Genomic DNA, 21,401 nt, shown 5'->3' on the forward strand with positions numbered 1-21,401 from the left:
AGAGGTTCGCTCATGAAGATCGTGATAGCTCCCGACTCGTTCAAGGAAAGCCTGACCGCGGTCGAAACGGCGCGGCAGATCGAGGCCGGGTTCCGTGAAGTGTTCGCCGACGCCGACTACCGGTGCCTGCCGATCGCCGACGGCGGCGAAGGCACGGTCGACGCGCTCGTCACGGCGGCGAGCGGCGAGCGCCGCATCGCGAACGTCGGCGATCCGCTCGGCCGGCCGACGCGCGCCGCGTTCGGCATTCTGCCCGACGGCACTGCGGTCATCGAGATGGCCGAAGCGAGCGGCCTGCATCTCGTGCCGCCCGACCTGCGCGATCCGCGCGTCACGTCGAGCCGGGGCACGGGCGAGCTGATCCGCGCGGCGCTCGACGCCGGCGCGCGGCGCTTCATCGTCGGTCTCGGCGGCAGCGCGACGAACGACGGCGGCGCGGGCATGCTGCAGGCGCTCGGCGCGCATCTCGCCGACGCCGACGGCCGGCCGATCGGCGCGGGCGGCGCGCAGCTCGCGCGCCTCGCGCGCATCGACGTCGCCGGTCTCGACAGCCGGCTCGCGGATTGCACGTTCGAAGTCGCGTGCGACGTCGACAATCCGCTCGTCGGGCCGAACGGCGCGTCCGCGGTCTTCGGGCCGCAAAAGGGCGCGACGCCCGAGATGATCGCGCATCTCGATCACAACCTCGCGCATTTCGCGGCGATCATCGAGCGCGACGTCGGCCCCGCCGTCGCGCAGCTTTCGGGCGGCGGCGCGGCGGGCGGTCTCGGCGCGGCGATGTCCGCGTTCCTCACCGCGACGCTGCGGCCGGGCATCGAGATCGTGACCGACGCGCTGCGGCTGCGCGACGCGATTCGCGGCGCGAGCCTCGTCGTGACGGGCGAGGGCTGCATCGACGGCCAGACGCTGCGGGGCAAGGCGCCCATCGGCGTCGCGCGCATCGCGGCGGAATGCGGGGTGCCGGTCGTCGCGATCGGCGGTGCGGTGACGGGCCAGGCCGACGCGCTGTACCGGCATGGCATCGACGCGATCTTCGCGTCCGTCAGGCGTGCGTGTACGATCGACGAAGCCCTTCGCGACGCGGCGATCAACGTTCGCTTCGCCGCCCGCAACGTCGCGGCGGCGATTCGCGTCGGCTGGCATCTCGGCCGGCACGCATCGTCGCGGCGCGGCGCGTAGCACCCACGCATCGGCCTCCGATCGCCGGCCGGCCGAACCCATTCGCCCCACTACTCTGCTACCGGATATGCGAAACGAAAACCACACCGACCGCGCGCGCCGCCGTTCGACGAAGATCGTCGCCACGCTCGGCCCGTCGAGCTCGACGGAGACCGCCATCGAGGCCCTCGCGCGCGCGGGCGCCGACGTCTTCCGGCTGAATTTCAGCCACGGCGCGCACGCCGACCACGCGTCGCGTCATGCGGCCGTCCGCGCGATCGAGGCGCGCCTCGGGCATCCGATCGGCGTCCTGCTCGACCTGCAGGGCCCGAAGCTGCGCGTCGGGCAGTTCGCGGGAGGGCGGGCGTCGATCGTCAAGGGTCAGCCGTTCGTGTTCGACATGGACCCGGCGCCCGGCGACGCGCATCGCGTGAGCCTGCCTCACCCCGAGATCTTCGACGCCGTCCGTCCTGGCCATCTGCTCCTCGTCGACGACGGCAAGCTGCGGTTCCAGGCGCGGGCGGTGTCGACGGGACGCATCGAGGCGGTCGCGCTGCTCGACGGCGTCGTGTCCGACCGCAAGGGCGTCAGCGTGCCCGATGCGACGCTCGCGATTCCGGCGCTGTCGACGAAGGATCGCGACGATCTCGAATTCGGGCTGTCGCTCGGCGTGGACTGGGTCGCGCTGTCGTTCGTGCAGACCGCGCAGGACGTGCGCGACGCGCGCGCGCTGATCGGCTCGCGCGCCGCGATCGTCGCGAAGATCGAAAAGCCGCAGGCGGTCGCGAACATCGTCGACATCGTCGACGCCGCCGATGCGGTGATGGTCGCGCGCGGCGATCTCGGCGTCGAGATGTCGCTCGAGGACGTGCCGAGCGTGCAGAAGCGGATCATCCGGCTCGCGCGCGCGGCGGGCAAGCCGGTGATCGTCGCGACGCAGATGCTCGAATCGATGACGCTCGCGCCGACGCCGACGCGCGCGGAAGCGTCCGACGTCGCCGCGGCCGTCTACGACGGCGCCGACGCGGTGATGCTGTCCGCGGAATCGGCATCGGGCCAGTATCCGGTCGCGGCGGTCGACTTCATGCGCAAGATCATCGCGACGACCGAGGCGGATCCGATCCAGCCGCAGTTGATGAAGGCGATCGGCACCGCGCACGCGCCGAACGCGACCGACGCAATCGGCGCGGCGATCGAAGTGGTTTCGGATACACTGCGGCTCGGCGTCGCCGTCACGTACACGGCGTCGGGCGCCACGGCGATACGCCTGTCGCGCTTGCGGCCGAGCGCGGCGATCCTGAGCCTCACGCCGCGCGCCGACGTCGCGCGCCGGCTGACGCTCGCATGGGGCGTCCACTCGCGCGTCGCGGGGGAGGCGACCGGCATCGAGAACATCGTCGAGATCGCGATCGAAGCCGCGCACGCGGAAGGGTTCCCGACGGACGAATGTCCGATCGTCGTGGCCGCAGGCGTACCCTTCGGACATCCCGGCTCGACGAACCTGATGCGCATCGTCTGGCCGACCGAAATGACGCGACGATAGGCTTCGGGGCCCAGCGCCGGTCCCGGGGCCGCTTCGACGCCGCTCCTGCTATTCGACCTGACCGCCATGATGATCGATGCCCGGCTCGCGACTGAAATCGTCGCACGTACCGTCGAAGTGATGCCGTTCGATGTGAACGTGATGGACGCGCACGGCCTGATCCTGGCGAGCAGCGACGCCGGCCGCGTGGGCGAGATCCACGCGGGCGCGCAGCTCGCCCTCGCCCGCGAGCGCGCGGTCGAGATCGACGACGCCATGGCCGCGAACCTGAGCGGCGTGCGGCCCGGCATCAACCTGCCGCTGAGCGTGCGCGGCAGGGTTTGTGGCGTGATCGGCGTCACCGGCGAGCCGGACAAGGTGCGCCGGTTCGGCGAGCTGCTGCGCGTCACGGCGGAACTGATCCTCGAGCGCGAGCAGCTGACGCTCGAATTGCGCCGCAACGCACGCCATCGGGAGGAGTTCGTCCTCCAGCTTCTGAGACGCACCGCCACGTCCGCCGAGCTCGAGGCATGGGCCGACCGGCTCGGCATCGACGTGCGGCTCGCGCATACGGCGATCGTGTGCCGCCTGACCGACGTCGACGCGGACCCGGAGGCCGGAGTCAGCCAGATCGAGGCGATGCAATCACAACTGGCGGACGAGTGGCCGCAGTTGCTGACCGCGAAGACGTCGTATCGGGAGCTCGTGATGTTCGACACGATCGATGCGCGCGCCGCGCACGACAGCGCGCTGGCGAGGCATGCCGGCAAGCGGCTCGCCGCGCTGGAGGGCACGCTGCGCAAGGTCGCGACGCAGCCGTTCTCGCTGGCGCTCGGCATCGCGCTCGAAGGCATCGACGGTTTCGAACGCTCGTATCAGTGCGCGCTTGCGACGCTTCGCGTCGGCGCGGCGCGGATGCCGCAAAGGGCCGCGTATTCGTATTACGAGTTCGTGCTGCCCGTCTTGCTGTCGGCGCTGTCGCAGGGCTGGCAGGCGCAGCAGCTCCGCTTGCCGCTCACGCGCCTGCTCGCGCGCGAACGGCGCTCCGGCGCGCTGCTCGAAACGTTGAAGGCGTGGTACGCGAACGACGGCCACCCGAGCGCGACGGCGGAGGCGCTCGGCATCCATCGCAATACGCTCGACTATCGGCTGCAGCAGATTCGCGATGCGACGGGGCTCGATCTCGGGTCGATGGACGATCGGCTCTGGCTGTACATCGCGCTGCAGACGGTGGTGAGCATCCCTGACGGTTCCGACGGCGGCTCCGGCGACAGGCGTTCAGGGACTTGATCGGAGGGAGCCGGCGGCTCCGCCTCGATTCGACGCTTGTTGAGAAACATGTGTGTGTTTGAGCCATTGCCAATGGCGCAATGTGCGATCCCGTCGTCGCCTAACCGCGCGCCGAAAAGGCTGAAGACCGTTCGAAGCCGGTCAGGGCGTCCGACGTCGGGCGCTCGAAGGCTCACATGGCCGCGGAGACGCGCGAGCGCGACATCCGGCATCCTCGCCGGACTCATCCCGTACGGGCAGCGGCCCGAAATCGAGATCAGTTTCACGGCCGTTCGGTCGATCGACGTTGCTTTGGGGTACAGAACGGATGTGCAGCGTCGCGCGTGGAGACGGACACTGTATCCGGATGCCCCAGCCGTGCCGTTTCGGCCGGAATCGCATCGACGCGCCACGCACACCGTGACTGACTTCCATCGTGCGATGGCAATCTGATATGTCTAGACATTTAAGGTGCGCCTGCAAGCATGCTTGCACCATTTTCATGCCCTGATGTTTCGTCGAGGATTGCTAAACAGCCCTATTTATAGGGAGTTTCCCCAGGCTGCCGGGGTTTTTTTTGATCATTGCTTGTAGCCGGATTTTTCTTCCTGCATGCTTGCGTCGACTTGTATAGACAAATTTCGTGCGGCCGGCCGCTCGACCGCAGGGATGGCGTCTTCATCGAAAGGAGAGATCACGTGAACGGCAAGCGCATCAAGTTGGCAATCAGATCGATCGGCGCGGTCGTCGGCATGGCGGCGGTGCTCGCCGCGCAGGCGCAGGCGAAGGAGTGGAAGATGGTGACGGTCGCGCTGGAAGGCGGCTACGCGCCATGGAATCTCACGCTGCCGGGCGGCAAGCTGGGCGGCTTCGAGCCCGAGCTGCTCGCCGACGTGTGCGCGCGCATCAAATTGCAGTGCAACATGGTTGCGCAGGATTGGGACGGCATGATCCCGGGATTGCAGGCCGGAAAATTCGATGTGCTGATGGACGCGATTTCGATCACGCCGGAGCGGGAGAAAATCCTCGCATTCTCGCGGCCGTATGCGGCGACGCCCGCGACGTTCGCCGTCACCAATGCGAAGGTTCTTCCGAGGTCGGCCGCCAATGCGCCGGCGCTCAAGCTGACGGGCGACCCGAAGACCGACAAGCCGACGGTCGACGCGCTGCGCAAGCAGTTGAAAGGCAAGACGATCGGCATCCAGTCGGGCACGGTTTACACGAAATTCATCAACGACAACTTCAAGGACATTGCGACCATCCGTGTGTACAAGACGTCGCCCGAGCGCGATCTCGATCTGGTTGCCGGCCGCATTGACGCGTCGTTCGACGACGTCACGTATTACGCGGCGAACATGGCGAAGAAGGAGAACGCGTCGATCATGCTCGCCGGCCCGAAGTTGGGCGGACCGATCTGGGGGCCGGGAGAAGGACTCGCATTCCGCAAGCAGGACGCCGACCTGAAAACGAAGTTCGATGCGGCAATCGGCGCGGCGCTCGCCGACGGCACGGTCAAGAAGCTCGCCGACAAGTGGTTCAAGACCGACGTCACGCCGTAAGCGTGCGCCCGCTCGCCGGCGCCGCTTGACGCGGGGCCGGCGTCCGAACACACGATTCTCTTTCTCCAGCGGGAGAAGCGCATGTCGCTCATCGAATTACTGGGTTTCGGAACGGACGGCTGGGGCAGCGTGCTGCTGCTCGCCGCGCTGATGACGGTTGCATTGACACTCGCGGCGCTTGCAGTCGGCGCCGTATTCGGCGCGCTCGTCGCGGCCGCGAAGTTGTCGCGTCATCGCAGCGCTCGTTTGCTGGGCGACTTGTACACGACCGTGTTTCGCGGCGTGCCCGAACTGCTCGTCATCTACCTGTTCTACTTCGGCGGATCGACGCTCGTCACGACCGTGGGGCAGTGGTTCGGCGCGGAAGGCTTCGTCGGCGTGCCGCCGTTCGTGATCGGCGCGCTCGCGGTCGGCATGATTTCCGGCGCGTACCAGGCCGAGGTGTACCGCGCGGCCGTGCTCGCAGTGTCGAAGGGCGAGCTCGAGGCGGCGCGCTCGATCGGCATGCCCGCGCGCATGGTCCTGCGCCGCATCCTGATTCCACAGGTGCTGCGCTTCGCGCTGCCGGGCATCGGCAACGTCTGGCAGCTGAGTCTCAAGGATTCGGCGCTGATCTCGGTCACGGGGCTTGCGGAACTGCTGCGCACGAGCCAGATCGCCGCCAATTCGACGCACCAGTATTTCGTGTTCTTCGTGGCGGGCGGGGCGCTCTATCTGCTGATGACGGGACTGTCGAACCGCGTGTTCAACCGCGTGGAAGCCCATGTCGGACGCTCGTTCCGGCGCAATTTCGCACGCAACTGACCGGGGAAACGACATGTCTCTCGATTTCGACTTCCTTACCGACACGCTGCGCCAACTGCTTGCCGCCGTGCCGACAACTCTCGGCTTGTTCTTCTCGTCGCTCGTGCTGGGCGGCCTGCTGTCGATCGCGGTCGTCGCGATGCGCGTGTCGCCGCATTGGCTGCCGAACCGTTTCGCACGCCTGTACATCCTGATTTTTCGCGGGTCGCCGCTGTTGATCCAGATGTTTCTCGTCTACTACGGCCTTGGCCAGTTCGGCGTGATCCGCGAGAGCTTCATGTGGCCGATGCTGCGCGACCCGTACATCTGCGCGGTGCTTTCACTGGCATTGTGTACCGCCGGCTACACTGCCGAAATCATCCGCGGCGGACTGATGGCCGTGCCGGTCGGCCAGATCGAGGCGGGATACGCGATTGGATTGTCGGGGTTTGCGCTGCTGCGGCGCGTGATCGGCCCGATCGCATTGCGCCAGTGCCTGCCGGCGTATTCGACGGAAGCGGTGCTGCTCGTGAAATCGACGGCGCTCGCGAGCCTCGTGACAGTCTGGGAAGTGACGGGCGTCGCCCAGCAGATCATTCAGCAGACCTATCGTACGACCGAAGTGTTCGTCTGCGCGGCGCTCATCTATCTGGGTCTCAACTTCGTGATCGTCCGCGTGCTCGGCGCGCTCGAATGGCGCCTGTCGCGCCATCTGCGCGCGCCGGTCGCGTCCGGCAGGCGTGCTGTGACGTCGAGCGAAGCGCAGCGCGCCGCGTCCTGATCGTACCGTCCACTTTTCAGAGAATCCGATGAACACTTCTGCTTCCGTCGCCCTGTCGGTCAGAAATATCCACAAATCGTTCGGCGACCACCATGTACTGAAAGGCATCTCGCTCGACGCGCACGAAGGCGACGTCATTTCGATTCTCGGCGCGAGCGGGTCGGGCAAGAGTACGTTTCTGCGCTGCCTGAATCTGCTCGAGACGCCCGACGAAGGTTCCGTCGCACTCGCGGGCGAAGAGCTGAAGTTAAAGCGCGCGCGCGACGGCAAGCTTCAGCCGAGCGATCGTCGCCAGGTCGACCGAATTCGTTCGCAGCTCGGGATGGTGTTTCAGAACTTCAATCTCTGGTCGCACATGACGGTGCTCGACAATCTGCTCGAGGGGCCGCTGCGCGTGCAGAAGCGCACGCGTGCGGAAGCGATCGACGAAGCGGAGGCATTGCTCGCGCGCGTCGGACTCGCGGACAAGCGCAGCCACTATCCGGCGCATCTGTCGGGCGGGCAGCAGCAGCGCGTCGCGATCGCCCGCGCGCTCGCGATGCATCCGAAGGTCATGCTGTTCGACGAGCCCACGTCGGCGCTCGATCCCGAGCTCGTCGGCGAAGTGCTGCGCGTCATGCGCTCGCTCGCGGAGGAGGGCCGAACGATGCTCGTCGTCACGCACGAAATGGGTTTCGCGCGCCACGTGTCGAATCGCGTGATGTTTCTGCATCAGGGCGAAGTCGATGCCGACGGCACGCCGGACGAAGTGTTCGGAGGACTGAAATCCGAGCGCTTCCGTCAGTTCGTGTCGAGCCATCATCACCGTACGGCGAACTGAGGATTTCATGATCATCAGTCGTTCCGAACGTCCGCTCGACTGGCGGCAGATCGCGGCCGTCGCCGCGGGGGCGCGGCTCGAGCTTGCCGCCGATGCGCTCGCGCGGATCGCATCGGCGCGTGAGCTCGTCGACGAGATCGTCGCGCGCGACATCCGTGCGTACGGTGTGAACACCGGGGTGGGCGCGCTGTGTGACGTGATCGTCTCGCCTGCCGAGCAGAGCACGCTTTCGCGCAACATCTTGATGAGTCACGCGGTCGGCGTCGGCACGCCGCTCGGTGCAACGGAGACGCGCGCGATCATTGCCGCGGCGATCAACAATTACGCGCACGGACATTCCGGCATCCGCGTCGACGTCGTCAGGCACCTCGTCGCGCTGCTCGGTGCCGACTGCCTGCCGGAAGTGCCTGCGCACGGATCGGTCGGTTATCTCACGCACATGGCGCACGTCGCGCTCGTCTGCATCGGATATGGGCACGCGCGCCATCGCGGCGAGCGTGTGTCCGGGCGGGCGGCGCTGCAGCGTATTGGGCTGGAGCCGCTCGCGCTTGGTGCGAAGGAGGGCCTGAGCCTCGTCAACGGCACGCCGTGCGTCACGGGGTTGGCGGCGCTCGCGCTCGCGCGTGCCGAGCGCTTGCTGGACTGGGCGGATTGCGTGGCCGCAATGAGCTTCGAGAATCTGTGCGGACAGCTTGCCGCGTTCGATGCAGCGTCGCTCGCGCTGCGCGTGTCCCCCGGCATCGGGCGTGTCGGCGCCAGGATGCGCGCCGCACTTGGCGACAGCGGGATACTCGCTGCGGCCGCCGGGCGGCGCACGCAGGACCCGCTCAGTCTGCGAACGATTCCGCACGTGCACGGCGCGGCGCGCGACGTCTTCGCGGCGACAGCCGACGTCGTCGATCGCGAACTGGCTTCCGTGACCGATAATCCGATCGTCGCCGGTACACGGGACGCGCCGCTCGTCTATTCGCAGGCGCATGCGGTGGGCGCGGGCATCGCGCTCGCGATGGACAGTCTCGCGGCCGCCATGGCGCAGGTCGCGGCGATTGCCGAGCGGCGGCTCGACCGCCTCGTCAATCCGCTCGTGAGCGGCTTGCCCGGCTTTCTCGCGGCGCCGGGCGGTACCTGCTCCGGATTCATGATTGCGCAGTACACGGCGGTCGCGCTGGTCGCGCAGAACCAGCGGCTTGCCGCGCCCGCGAGCCTGGACGGAGGCATCACCTCCGGCCTCCAGGAAGATCACCTTTGTCACGCGACGCCCGCCGCGCTGAAAGCGCTCGACATCATCGAAAACGCGACGCGCGTGCTCGCAATCGAGTGGCTCGCGGCAGCCCAGGCATACGATCTGCAGCCGGACGATTTGCGTCGTGCAGCGCATACCGATGCGTTGCTGCAGCGAGTGCGCGAACGTATTGCGCTGTATCGCGACGACAGGCCGCTCGCCGACGATATATCGGCCGCCGCGCAAATCATCGCCAGTTCGATGCCGCCTGTGTTGTAATTTCAGCCGTCGCCCAAGCACCCGGCGGCTATCCGGGCCGCGTTGCGCCGATCCGCGGCATGCGGCTCTTCACATTAACCTACAGGTCGATGTGCGTATGAATCAAACCGAACGACGTGCCGTCGCGCTAAAGCCGCGCACGCACGGCGACAATGTTCCGGCACGTGCATTGCCCGCGTATCAACAGATCAAACGCTACGTCGTGAAGCGGATTGCCGATGGCGACTGGAAGCCCGGCAGCGCGATTCCGACCGAGGCAGAGCTCGTCAAGGAGTTCGGTGTCGCGCGAATGACCGTATCGCGCGCGTTGCGCGAACTGACGGCGGAGCGCGTGCTGACCCGAATCCAGGGGGCCGGCACGTTCGTGGAGCCGCGGCGCTACGAGTCGACGGTCCTCGAAATACGCAATATCGCCGACGAAATCGCCGAGCGCGGACATCGTCACACGTCGCGCGTGCTGTCGCTCGACCGAAGCGACGACGAGCACGCGATCGATGCGCTCGCGCTCGACGCGGGTCCGGTGTTCCATTCCCGGATCGTCCATTACGAGGAAGGCGAGCCGATTCAATTCGAGGACCGGTACGTCAATCCGAAGGTATTTCCGGCTTATCTCGACCAGGATTTCACGATCGAAACGCCAAACCACTACATGGTGCGGCTCGCGCCGATCCAGCGTGCGGAATTCCGGATCTATGCGCAAAAGCCCGATGCGAAGGTGCGCCGGTATTTGATGATGGAAATCGGCGAGCCATGCCTGATGCTGTGGCGGCGGACGTGGGTCGGCGACGATATCGCGACGTCCGTGCAACTTTGGCATCCCGCATCGCGCTTCCATCTTGCCGGCAACGTGTAGTTCGCGTGTGGGCATGCCAGCGGCATATCGGTGCAGCGTGCCGGATCGGTGAGGCGCGACGGGCCACTCGACGATCGCGGCTCAACGATGACGAACGATTATTGGCTGGCGCGACATCCGTTCTTCCGAGATGAATTCGCGCATCGATGACAGTGGTACTTTCAATGCCGCGCGGCTCCCGGTGGCCGCGGCTCCTGCCGCGATTCTGAATGTTCGCGGCGGCCGTCTCGCGAGCGATCGCAGCAAACGGGCACGTCGTACAACGGGTTCCGCCGATCGACCTCATCGTGCCGATCGGCGGCCGGTGTCGACCGCCGAGCCACCCTGATCATGGGGATGCGGACCCGGTCACGATCGCGAAACACATCGATGCATTCTTCACGAGCGCGGCTTGCTTGCCTTACGGCGCGGGCGCTCGCATTCACGAAACGTCCATCAATCTCGGCAGTCGCTCGATATGCCGAAATATCCGTAGGAAATACGGATATTTTCTTGAAACTGTCAGTTAAATAGATGTCATGGAAGCGTAATTAATCGACGTAGACGTCGATGGGTTTTATTGGACGATTTCGATTGAATAAACAACTGGGTGCATTGATATCGACGTGAGTCTAATCTGTAACAAAATCATTACTTTTGCTAAAACATAGTCACATTAATTAGGTTTCAAATTTATTCTTTTTGCCGTAGACTTCGCTTCGTTTCAATTGTCCCGATTAATTCAGGGATGCCATCGCTGCAACTCGCGGCGTTTCATAACGGCGTCGGATGTTTCCAGCTTCGTTTCAATGCGTCTTGCTTGAACCGGTGCCAGCGTATCAATGGCGCCATAGCATTATCGGTTGCCCCATAAAGTCTCGTCGGTCGTTGGCTGTAAATCGTCCGCTCGCGGTCAATGAATGGCGTCGATCATTGCCGCGCGGAAAACAATCGAATCGCTCAGCATCTTTCGTCAAGGTAATCGACGGATTATTTCGATAAACCGAATCACTGGCGTGTCTGATTTGAGATGAATTCGTCCATTTCGGATCGTGGCGACGGCCAATGTTCGGTTTGATGCGAACAATCGCGTCTTTGCCGGGTGATGAGCTGATTCGTCTCACGCAGTCGAGCGTCAATCGGCCGCCGATTCGTCTTCGGACGTATCGGCGGCCAGTCAGGTAGGGATTCACCCCGCAATCGTCTATCGAGGCGTCCGCGCGAACGCGCACGGACGTTTGCTTATAACTTGCACCATAAGCAATGGAGTACCTGCACCATGACGACATCAACCCTCGATTCGCCGCGCCTTGCTGAACACGAGGCGCGCACCCCGTCACCGCGGCACGTCGCCGATCTGCTGCTGCGGGCTGCGCGGCTGCATCCGCACACGGGCGTTCGTTTCGTATCGGCGGAGTCCGCGGAAAAGGGCGTATTCCTGACGTATCCCGAGCTGCTCGACCAGGCGCGCCGCATACTGGGCGGCCTTCGGGCGCGCGGCTATCGATCCGGCATGAAGGTCGCGCTGCTGCTCGAGCACGCGAACGATTTCATTCCGGCGTTCTGGGCTTGCGCGCTCGGCGGATTCGTCCCGTGTCCGCTCGTGCCGATTCGCAACGATCCGGAACGCTGGGCGAAGCATCTCGCGCATGTCGACACGCTGCTCGATCACCCGCTTCTCGTCACGACCGAGGCGCTGAAGAGCGACCTGCCGAGCGACACGCTCGCCGTCAACCTGAACGCGCTGCGCGCCGGGTCGCCCGACGAGTCGGTTCACGCGGCGCAGCCGTCGGACCCCGCGGTCTTCGTGCTCACGTCCGGCTCCACCGGCAATTCGAAGGCGGTCGTGCTCACGCACGGCAACCTGCTGGCGTCGATGGCGGGCAAGAACGATCGTCAGCAGCTCACGCGTGCCGACGTCACGCTCAACTGGATCTCGTTCGATCACGTCGCCGCACTTCTGGAAGCACACTTGCTGCCGCTCTATGTCGGCGCCGTGCAGCTGCATGTCGAATCCGCCGCGATCCTGACCGACACGCTGCTGTTCCTGCGCCTCATCAGCCGCTATCGCGTCACGATGACGTTCTCCCCGAACTTTCTGTTCGGGCAACTGAATGCCGCGCTCGAATCGATGGGCGACGAAGCGCTCGGAGCCTTGCGCCGCAAGCTCGATCTGTCGCCGTTGCGGCACGTCGTTTCGGGCGGCGAAGCCATCGTCGTCGCGACCGGGCAGCGCTTTCTCGATCTCCTCGCGCCTTGCGGGCTCGCTCGCGACGCGCTGTGGCCGGCTTTCGGCATGACCGAGACGTGCGCCGGCTCCGTGTATTCGCGCGAATTCCCGGAAGGCGACGCCGATCGCGAGTTCGCGTCGCTCGGCCTGCCGGTCCTCGGACTGCAGATGCGCATCGCGGACGACCGCAACAACGTGCTGCCGGACGGCGAGCCCGGCGAGTTCCAGCTGCGCGGCCCGATGATCTTCCATCGCTATCACAACAACGACGAAGCCACGCGCGCGGCCTTCACCGATGACGGCTGGTTCCGCACCGGCGATCTCGGGCGCATCGAGAACGGCCGGCTCTGGCTCGTCGGCCGCAGCAAGGACAGCATCATCGTCAACGGCGTCAACTACTTCAGCCACGAGCTGGAAACGACGCTCGAGGAACTGGACGGCATCAAGCGCTCTTTCGTCTCCGCATTCCCGACGCGCAACAGCGGCGACGAATCGGAGCAGCTCGTCGTGACGTTCACGCCGTCGTTTCCGCTGGAAGACGAAGACAAGCTGCATCGGCTGATCATCGCGGTTCGCAACAGCACGATCCTGCTGTGGGGCTTCCGGCCCGCGCTGATCCTGCCGCTGCCGGAAGACGAGTTCCCGAAGACGAGCCTCGGCAAGACCCAGCGCACCATCATGCGCAAGCGCCTGGAGGCGGGCGGATACGACGGCTACAAGGCGTCCGTCGCCGACATGACGAATCGTCAGATCGGCGGCTACGTGGCGCCCGCCGGCGAGACCGAGACCGCGGTCGCCGCGATCTTCGCGGAGATGTTCCAGGTCGCGCCCGACGCCATCAGCGCGACCGCCAGCTTCTTCGATCTCGGCGGCACCTCGCTCGACATCCTCAAGCTCAAACGGCACGTCGAGCAGCGGCTGCACGTCGTCGATCTGCCGATCGTGACGATCCTCCAGAACCCGACGGTGCGCGCGCTGGCCGCGCGTCTCGCGTCGGGCGAGCGCGTGACGGCGGGCGAATACGATCCGGTCGTGCCGCTTCAGCTCACGGGCGCGAAGACGCCGCTCTTCTGCGTGCATCCCGGCGTCGGCGAGGTGCTCGTGTTCGTCAATCTCGCGAAGTACTTCGTCAACGAACGTCCGTTCTACGCGTTGCGCGCACGCGGATTCAACGAAGGCGAGACGTACTTCTCCAGCTTCGACGAGATGGTGAACACGTATGTCGAAGCGATCCGCAAGCGGCAGCCGCACGGACCCTACGCGGTCGCAGGCTATTCGTACGGCGGCGCCGTCGCGTTCGAAATCGCGAAGGTGCTCGAATCGCAAGGCGAGCGCGTGGACTTCGTCGGCAGCTTCAATCTGCCGCCGCACATCAAGTATCGGATGGACGAGCTCGACGAGGTGGAAGGGGCCGTCAACCTGGCGTTCTTCCTGTCGCTGATCGACAAGCAGCAATCCCTGACGCTGCCCCCGCAACTGCGGGCCGCGATGCCGGAGCAAGACCCGCTCGCGTATCTGATCGACAACGCACCGCCCGGGCGGCTCGCCGAACTCGATCTGGATCTGCCGAAGTTCCGCGCATGGGCAGGGCTCGCACAGTCGCTGCTGACGCTCGGGCGCTCGTACGTTCCGTCCGGCAACGTGCAGTCGATGTCGATCTTCTATGCGATTCCGCTGCGCGGCACGAAGGAAGACTGGCTGAACAAGGAGCTGCGCCGCTGGGACGAGTTCACGCGCGCGCCGAATCGCTACATCGACGTGGCGGGCGAGCACTACACGCTGATGGGACCGGCGCACGTCGGGACGTTCCAGGCAGTGCTGCGCGCGGAACTCGACCGCGCGCTCGGCGGCCAATAACTCCATGTCTCATGTCACGGATGACCGAAAAGAGGATTCTCATGACTGTGTCAGGCATCGATACGCGCGTTGACGCGAAGCGGAAGAATGCGAAGAACGCGAAGAAGAAAATCTTGATCACGGGCGCGACCGGCCAGGTGGCGCGGCCCGTCGCCGAAGCGCTGGCGGCGGAGCACGAAGTCTGGGCGATCGGCCGCTTCAGCGACGCGAGCGTCGAGGACGCGCTGCGCGCGAAGGGCGTCAACACATGGCGGTGGGACATGGAGCGCGACGCGCTCGACGGCCTGCCCGACGACTTCACGCACGTGCTGCACGCGGCGGTCCGGCGTGGCGAGGACGGCGACTTCGACAAGGCGATCGAGGTCAACACGGTCGCCACCGGCCGCCTGATGACGCACTGCCGCACCGCCGACGCGTTCGTCTACGTGTCGAGCGGCAGCCTGTACGCGCGGCAGGCGCTCGACCATCCGTATGCGGAGACGGATCCGCTCAACGGCGTCGCGCACTGGCTGCCCGCTTATCCGATCGTCAAGATTTCATGCGAAGGCGTCGTGCGCGCGTTCTCGGCCGTGCTCGGCCTGCCGACGGTCATCGCGCGCCTGAACGTCGCATACGGCCCGTACGGCCACGGCGGCGTGCCGGTACTGCTGTACCGGCAACTGCTCGCCGGCAAGCCGATTCCGATTCCGCAAGAAGGCCAGAACTGGGCATCGCTGATCCACACCGACGATCTCGTCCGGCAAGTGCCGCTGCTGTGGGACGCCGCGACTTCGCCCGCGCTCGTGCTGAACTGGGGCGGGGATGAAGCCGTCGGCATTCAGGACTGCCTCCAATACATCGCGGACATCACGGGTGTCGATGCGCGTTTCGAGCGCAGCGACGTGACGCGGGAAACGTACGCGTTCGACAACACGAAGCGGCGCGCGCTCATCGGCGATTGCACCGTGCACTGGAAGGAGGGCGTGCGTCGGACCATCGAAACCCACTTCCCCGGGGCGGTCAAGACGCTCTCGGCCGTGCAATCGTAGCGCGCGAGACAGGAGATTTTTGCGATGTCGACCAATCTGCAGACCGTACGGGCCTCGTACGAGGCCTTCCATAACCGCGACCTGCCCGGCGTGCTGGCCGCCCTCGCGCCGGACGTGCTCTGGACGCACCCGGACGGCATGAGCCCGTACGGGCTCGGCGGAACGAAGAAGGGTCACGACGAAGTGATCGCCTTCATCAAGCACGTGCCGACGCACATCGCCGAGATGCGGCTCGCGCCGGAGGAGTTCATCGAGTCCGGCGACCGCATCGTCGTGCTCGGTACGCGTCGCGTCACCGCCGCCAGCGGGCGCAGCGGCACGTTGAAGTTCGTGCACGTGTGGAAGTTCGCGAACGGCAAGGCGGTCACGTTCGAAGACCATTTCGATACGGCCGAAATGATCAATCTGATCGCGGCCTGACGGTCGCGGCTCGCGCAGCGACGACGAAGCTTCGGGCGCCGTCCGGCCCGCCGCGTTTCATCGCGTCGCCGCGCGAGCGCACGACGACAGGCCGAATCCATATCTCATGCAAAGGAGCAACTTCATGGCGGAAGTAGATGCGAGCGCGGCGCCGCATATCGCGATACTGCAGATGATCACCGGCAAGTGGAACGCGCAGGCGTTGTATGTCGCCGCCGAGCTGGGCATTGCCGATCTGCTGGCGGAGAAGGAGCGGACGGCGGACGAGCTGGCCGCCGCAACGGACACCCACCCGGAAGCGCTTTACCGGGTGCTGCGCGCGCTCGGCAATCTGGGCGTCTTCATCGAAGGAGACGCGCGGCGGTTTCGCAACAACCCGCTCAGCGACACGCTGCGGCGCGACGCGCCGGGCTCGATGCGCGGGTTCGCGCGCATGGCGGGCATGGAAGCGGGCTGGAAAGCGTGGGGCGAGCTGCTCTATAGCGTCAAGACTGGCCGAAGCGCGTTCGAGCACGTCGTGGGCGGGTCGGGCTTCGAATACATCGACTCGCATCCGGAGGTCGCGCAGATCGTCAACGATGCGATGACGAGCGTGAGCGAACTGGAGTCTCCGGCGGTGGCCCGCGCGTACGATTTTTCCGGAGCCCGAACGATCGTCGACGTCGGCGGCGGACACGGCTTTCTGCTGGCGACGCTCCTTATCGCGAATCCGGACGCTAAGGGCGTGCTCTTCGAACTGCCGCACGCGTGCGACGGCGCGCGGCAGCTGTTCGCGAAGCACGGCCTGACCGACAGGGTGGACGTGATGCCGGGCGACGCGAGCAAGGCGATCGAGGCGCGCGGCGACGTCTATGTGATGAAGCACGTCATCTGCGATTGGGACGACGAGCAGGCCATTCGGATCATGAAGAACTGCGCGGAAGCGATGCCGTCGGGAGGAAAGCTCCTGCTGGTGGAGGCCGTGCTCACGCCGCCCGGCGAGCCGCATTTCGCCAAGCTGCATGATCTGGAAATGCTCATCATGAGTTCCGGCGGACATGCGCGTACGGCCGACGGATACCGGCGGCTCTACGAGGCGGCCGGGCTCTCGATGACGGCGGTTCATCCGACCGAGGGCATGCACAGCGTCATCGAAGGCGTCAAGGCTTGATGCGGGCTGGCGGGCCGCGTCGATCGGCGCGGCGGCGCGGCCGTGCGGCCTGCCGGCAATCGGCGCGTGCTCGACGGCCGATAGCGCGGGCATAAGTGCGCATCGTGCGCGCAGCGTTCGACCGGACTGGGTCGATGCTGCGCGCACGTTCGACTGCTCGTGAGCGAAGCCCGCCGCCGTCGCGCCGCGATCATGCGCCGATAGCCGGACCACCGCGCACCGAGCTCGATGGCGGTCACGCTTCTTGCGCGAGCTTTATCGGGACCTCCGCAAGAGCGCGAATCTTCGGCTGCGCCGCGCGTCGCGGCGGATAGACGACGAAGTAGGACAGGCCGTTCGTCGCCATGTCGATAAACGGCATCGCCAGCGATTCCGACCGAAGCCGATCCGTCGATATCCGCGGATCGCCGGTCGCAACGTCCTGTCCCTCCGTCGCCGCAGTCAGCATCAGTTCGAGCGTGTCGAATACGAGAGCGCGCTTTGCGTCGACTTGCCGCGCCTCGACGCGGTCGAGCCCACGCCTCCACTCCTACTCCCGCTTTCACTTCCGCGCGCCGCGCCGCGCATTGAAGCCGTTGGCCGCGCCGCACGAGACTCGCTAAGTCACCTTGCTGCGCAAATAGGCCGACAGGTGCTCGGCCCCGGTGACGAGAAGGAACGTGATGATCAGCAGCAGCGAGACGGTCCGATACTGGAACAGGTTCATCGCGGTCAGCAGATGAAAGCCGATGCCGCCCGCGCCGACGAAGCCGAGCACGAGCGACGAGCGCAGGTTCTCGTCGAAGCGGTACAGCGCGATGCCGAGCAGCGACGGCAGCACGCCCGGCACGACCGCGTGCGTGAAGACTTGCAGGCGGCTCGCGCCCGTGAGCGTCAGCGCTTCGACGGGACCCATGTCCATGTCCTCGATGACTTCCGAGAAGAGTCGCCCGAGCATGCCGACCGAATGCACGGCCAGCGCGAGCGCGCCCGGAAACGGACCGAGGCCGACGGCCGTCACGAACAGCAGCGCCCATACGAGATCCGGCACGACCCGCGTGATGCCGATCAACGAGCGCGCCGCAAGATACAGCGGCCGGGCCGGCGTGACGTTGGCGGCGGCGAGGATCGCGAGCGGAAACGCGAAGACGACGCCGCAGATCGTGCCGAACACGGCGACGTCGACCGTTTCCACCACCGCCCACAGGCTCGACTTCAGCTTGCCGAAGTCGGGCGGCATCGACCGCGACAGGATGTCGATCATCCCGTGCACGCCGGTGACGAGATCCTGAGGGCGCGCCTCGACGACATAGCACGCCTGGGCGAACAGCGCGAGGCCGAGCAGCGCGGCGACGAACAGGCCGGCGGGCCGCGCTTCGCGCGAGCCCGGTCGCGGTGCGCTGCGCACACTGTGGTTCATCGTGCGGTTCATTGCGGTTCCGATGCGTAGAGATGAGTCATCGTCGCCGGATCCACGGCCGCGGCCGCGTCGTCGAATACGACCGCGCCCTGGCGCAGGCCGATCAATCGATCCGCATAGCGTTGCGCGAGCCCCGGCTGATGCAGCACGCAGACGACCGCGATGCCGTCCTCGGACGCCAGCCGGCGCAGCAGCCGCATGACTTCCTCGGCGGCCTCGGGGTCGAGGCTCGCGAGCGGCTCGTCGGCGAGCAGCACTTGCGGCCGCTGCGCGAGCGCGCGGGCCACCGCGACCCGCTGCGCCTGGCCGCCCGACAGCGTGCTTGCGCGCTGCCGGGCGAGGTGCGGCAGGCCGACTTCGTCGAGGAAGCCCAGCGACGGCTGCACTTCGGCGCGCGGCACGCGGCCGAACGCGGTTTCCCACGTGCGGTAGCGGCCGAGCGCGCCGGTGCACACGTTGGCGAGCACGCTGCGGCGCTTCACGAGGTTCGCGTGCTGCGAGATCAGCGCGATCGGCAGTCTCGCCACGCGCAGCATCTCGCCGGAGAGGCCGGCGAGATTGCGGCCGGCGACTTCGATCGTGCCGCTGGTCGGCCGGTTGAGGCCGACCACGCACTTCAGGAACGTCGACTTGCCGCAGCCGTTGCTGCCGAGCATCACGACGAATTCGCCCGCGCGAACCGACAGATCGAGCCCGCGCAGCGCGACGTGTCCGTTCGGATAGCGCATCGACAGGCCGTGCACCGCGAGTTTCGTCTCGCCGCCGGCCACGACGCGCGGCGGCATCGCGGAAACGGGCGTGAACGATATCGGCGCGCGTCCGATCGCACCGACGTGAGGCGTTCCGATGGGCATGTTCATAGTTTGCTCAGGTCGATGTTCAGCATCGAGACGAGGCTGCGAACCACGTCGTAGGCGGCGTCCGTCTGCGGCGCGGTGCGCAGCGCCGGGCCCAGCGCTGCCGCGATGAACTTCTGCGTGCCCGGCGACAGCTCGTGGAAATCCAGATTGCTCAGCACCTCGGTCAGCCGCGCCTTGACGTTCGCCGGCAGATCGCCGCGAATCGCGATCGGGTCGATCGGAATCGGTTCGGACCGCCACAATGTGACGAATGCCGCCGGATCGTACTGGTTGGCGAGTTTCGCGCTCGCGATCTGCGAGCTGTTCAGCTCGCCCGCTTTCACCTTGTGATTGCGCAGCGCCTCGAACGATGCGGTATGGCTTCCCGCGTAGAGCGCGCGCACGTCGGTGTCCGGATCGATGCCGGCCTTCTTCAGGCCGAATGCCGGGAACAGATGCCCGGACGTGGACGCCGGGTCCGAGTAAGCGAACGACTGGCCCTTGACGTCCGTCAGCGTCTTGATGCCGGAACCCGGCCACGTGACGATCGACGCGGTATATGTGGCGGCCTTGCCGTTCTTGTCCGCGAACGTGGCGACCGCTTCGGCGCGCGCCACCTTGTTCGCGAGCACGTAGCCGAGCGGGCCGAATTCGGCGATGTCGAGCTTGCCGGCGCGCATCGCTTCGATCTCGGCGTTGTAGTTGGTCGCGATCGACAACTGCACCGGGCAACCCGTCTTCTTGCTGATCAGATCCGCGATCTCCGTGTAAGCGGGTTGCAGCAACGCAGTCGCCTCGTAGGGGACGACGCCGAAGCGGATCGTGCCGCCGCTCGGGCAGACGGATTCGGCATGCGCGGCGCCGGCCGTCGCGGAGAGCGAAGCAGCGACCGCCGCCAGGATTGTCGAGAGTTTCAATTTGCGCTCCAGAAGATGCTGCGATCAGGTTGGAACAATCGGTAAAAATCAGGATGTCGATCTATCGAAAGCATTTCGTCGTCCGGACGAGCATGTCGGCTCGATGACGGCGGCGTTATTGCGCGGCCGCCGCTTCGCCGGTCCGCAGCGTGTCCGGCAGTCCGCTTGCGGCGGCGCGTTGCGGATAACGCGCGGAGAACACGTGGCGGCCCGCGCTCCAGGTGTTCGTCACCATCGGCCATCGACCTTCGAACGACACCGATACGAGATCCGCCCGCGCGCCGACCGCGATGCGGCCGCGATCGGCAAGGCCGCACGCGTCGGCGGAATTGCGCGTGACGAGCGCGATCGCCGAAGGCAGATCGAGCCGTGCCTGGTCGGCGGCGATGAACGCGGCGACGACGAGCGTCGACGGCTGGTAGTCCGAACACAGACAGACGGACTTGCACGCGCGGATCGCGTCGATCGCACGCATCGAGCCGCTCTGGCTCTTGCCGCGCAGCACGTTCGGCGCGCCGAACAGCGTGGGCAGCCCGAGCTCGGTCGCCGCGCGGGCGGTCGCCTCGTTGGTCGGAAACTCGGTCATCCGGATGCCTAATCGCTTCATCGCGGCGACGCGCTCGGCCGAGTCGTCGTCGTGGCTCGCCGTCGGCACGCCGGTCCGCTGCGCATGCGCGAGCAGCGCCGACATGCGTTCGCTCGCGCCGGCCTGCGACGCGAGCTTCCCGGCGGCGATCTCGTGCGCGGCGTCGCGCCCGATCCGGTGATTGCCGGTCAGATAGTCGACATACGCGTCGAGCGTGCGGAACTGGCCCTGGCCGGGAGAATGATCCATCACCGACAGCAGGTCCACGACGCCGTCGTCGAGCAGTTGATGCAGCAGCGGCGCGGCGGCCGCGTCCGTCACTTCGTAGCGGCAGTGGATGCGGTTGTCGACGAGCCCGCTTCGTTTGAACGCGGCGACCGCGCGCACGAGCGCCTGTGCGGTGTCGTTGTCCCTCACGCCCGCGTCCGCGCTTGCAAACGAGATCGCGTGAAACGGCGTGGTGATGCCCGCGGCCGCGTTGCGACGATCGATCTGCGAAGCCGCGAAATCCAGCGGGAACAGGACGCGCGCCCGCGGCTCGACTTCCTTCTCGATCGCGTCGCAATGCAGGTCGACGAGCCCGGGGATCAGCGTCTGCCCCGTCAGGTCCACGTGCGCGGCGGCGCTCGCGCCGTCCGGCTCGATCGCGGCGATGCGGCCGTGCTCGACGAGCACCGCGCTGTCGTCGAGCACGGCATCGGGTAGCACCACGCGCGCGCCCGTCAGATAAGTCCGGTTCGTCATGATCGG

17 protein-coding genes and 1 pseudogene are annotated in these 21,401 nt (G+C 66.2%); 13 read left to right on the plus strand and 5 right to left on the minus strand.

The features are described 5' to 3' along the window. Positions 1–12: 12 nt before the first annotated feature. From BG90_RS20985 to BG90_RS21045, 13 genes are all read left to right on the plus strand, one after another. Positions 13–1,179, plus strand: a complete 1,167-nt coding sequence (locus tag BG90_RS20985) for a glycerate kinase family protein (protein ID WP_010122246.1) — start codon at positions 13–15, stop codon at positions 1,177–1,179. 67 nt (positions 1,180–1,246) lie between these two features. Next, positions 1,247–2,701, plus strand: a complete 1,455-nt coding sequence (gene pyk / locus BG90_RS20990) for a pyruvate kinase (protein ID WP_010122248.1) — start codon at positions 1,247–1,249, stop codon at positions 2,699–2,701. A gap of 66 nt (positions 2,702–2,767) precedes the next feature. Next, positions 2,768–3,970: a sugar diacid recognition domain-containing protein gene (locus tag BG90_RS20995; RefSeq protein ID WP_010107361.1), complete on the plus strand. Its 1,203-nt coding sequence runs from the start codon at positions 2,768–2,770 to the stop codon at positions 3,968–3,970. A gap of 677 nt (positions 3,971–4,647) precedes the next feature. Further along, positions 4,648–5,508 carry a transporter substrate-binding domain-containing protein gene (locus BG90_RS21000; protein ID WP_010107362.1) on the plus strand — a complete coding sequence of 287 codons (861 nt, stop codon included), beginning with the start codon at positions 4,648–4,650 and terminating at the stop codon, positions 5,506–5,508. Between the two features lie 81 nt (positions 5,509–5,589). Next, on the plus strand, positions 5,590–6,312 hold the full coding sequence (locus BG90_RS21005; protein WP_010107363.1) for an ABC transporter permease: 723 nt from the start codon (positions 5,590–5,592) through the stop codon (positions 6,310–6,312). 13 nt (positions 6,313–6,325) lie between these two features. Beyond that, positions 6,326–7,072 (plus strand): ABC transporter permease, encoded by a 747-nt coding sequence (locus BG90_RS21010; protein WP_010107365.1) that lies wholly within the window; start codon positions 6,326–6,328, stop codon positions 7,070–7,072. Positions 7,073–7,100: 28 nt separating this feature from the next. Beyond that, positions 7,101–7,892 carry an ABC transporter ATP-binding protein gene (locus BG90_RS21015; protein ID WP_010107366.1) on the plus strand — a complete coding sequence of 264 codons (792 nt, stop codon included), beginning with the start codon at positions 7,101–7,103 and terminating at the stop codon, positions 7,890–7,892. A gap of 7 nt (positions 7,893–7,899) precedes the next feature. Then, positions 7,900–9,393 (plus strand): HAL/PAL/TAL family ammonia-lyase, encoded by a 1,494-nt coding sequence (locus tag BG90_RS21020; protein WP_010107367.1) that lies wholly within the window; start codon positions 7,900–7,902, stop codon positions 9,391–9,393. Positions 9,394–9,490: 97 nt separating this feature from the next. Beyond that, a complete protein-coding gene (gene hutC / locus BG90_RS21025) occupies positions 9,491–10,246 on the plus strand; it encodes a histidine utilization repressor (protein ID WP_010107368.1) in 756 nt (251 codons plus the stop codon). A gap of 1,258 nt (positions 10,247–11,504) precedes the next feature. Further along, complete coding sequence (locus BG90_RS21030) at positions 11,505–14,312, plus strand: non-ribosomal peptide synthetase (RefSeq protein WP_010122252.1); 2,808 nt, start codon at positions 11,505–11,507, stop codon at positions 14,310–14,312. A gap of 41 nt (positions 14,313–14,353) precedes the next feature. Continuing rightward, positions 14,354–15,340 carry an NAD-dependent epimerase/dehydratase family protein gene (locus tag BG90_RS21035; protein ID WP_038802173.1) on the plus strand — a complete coding sequence of 329 codons (987 nt, stop codon included), beginning with the start codon at positions 14,354–14,356 and terminating at the stop codon, positions 15,338–15,340. A 24-nt stretch (positions 15,341–15,364) separates the two neighbouring features. Continuing rightward, positions 15,365–15,760, plus strand: a complete 396-nt coding sequence (locus BG90_RS21040) for a nuclear transport factor 2 family protein (protein WP_010122256.1) — start codon at positions 15,365–15,367, stop codon at positions 15,758–15,760. A 124-nt stretch (positions 15,761–15,884) separates the two neighbouring features. Beyond that, positions 15,885–16,910 carry a methyltransferase gene (locus BG90_RS21045; RefSeq protein WP_025990541.1) on the plus strand — a complete coding sequence of 342 codons (1,026 nt, stop codon included), beginning with the start codon at positions 15,885–15,887 and terminating at the stop codon, positions 16,908–16,910. A gap of 235 nt (positions 16,911–17,145) precedes the next feature. On the opposite strand, the pseudogene BG90_RS21050 reads toward BG90_RS21045, so the two are convergent. The 5 genes and pseudogenes from BG90_RS21050 to BG90_RS21070 form a co-directional block, all read right to left on the minus strand. Then, positions 17,146–17,439, minus strand: a pseudogene (locus tag BG90_RS21050) (type 2 periplasmic-binding domain-containing protein); the annotation flags it as partial. Between the two features lie 69 nt (positions 17,440–17,508). Beyond that, on the minus strand, positions 17,509–18,309 hold the full coding sequence (gene phnE, locus BG90_RS21055; protein ID WP_232355238.1) for a phosphonate ABC transporter, permease protein PhnE: 801 nt from the start codon (positions 18,307–18,309) through the stop codon (positions 17,509–17,511). A gap of 8 nt (positions 18,310–18,317) precedes the next feature. Further along, entirely contained in the window at positions 18,318–19,169 is an 852-nt protein-coding gene (gene phnC / locus BG90_RS21060; protein WP_010122265.1) for a phosphonate ABC transporter ATP-binding protein, read from the minus strand. Continuing rightward, positions 19,166–20,065, minus strand: a complete 900-nt coding sequence (locus tag BG90_RS21065; protein WP_010107377.1) for a phosphate/phosphite/phosphonate ABC transporter substrate-binding protein — start codon at positions 20,063–20,065, stop codon at positions 19,166–19,168. Before BG90_RS21065 ends, phnC begins: the two co-directional genes overlap by 4 nt. Positions 20,066–20,180: 115 nt before the next feature. After that, positions 20,181–21,395 (minus strand): alpha-D-ribose 1-methylphosphonate 5-triphosphate diphosphatase, encoded by a 1,215-nt coding sequence (locus BG90_RS21070; protein WP_010122267.1) that lies wholly within the window; start codon positions 21,393–21,395, stop codon positions 20,181–20,183. Positions 21,396–21,401 lie beyond the last annotated feature (6 nt).

This window comes from Burkholderia oklahomensis C6786 (assembly GCF_000959365.1).
Taxonomy (GTDB): Bacteria; Pseudomonadota; Gammaproteobacteria; order Burkholderiales; family Burkholderiaceae; genus Burkholderia; species Burkholderia oklahomensis.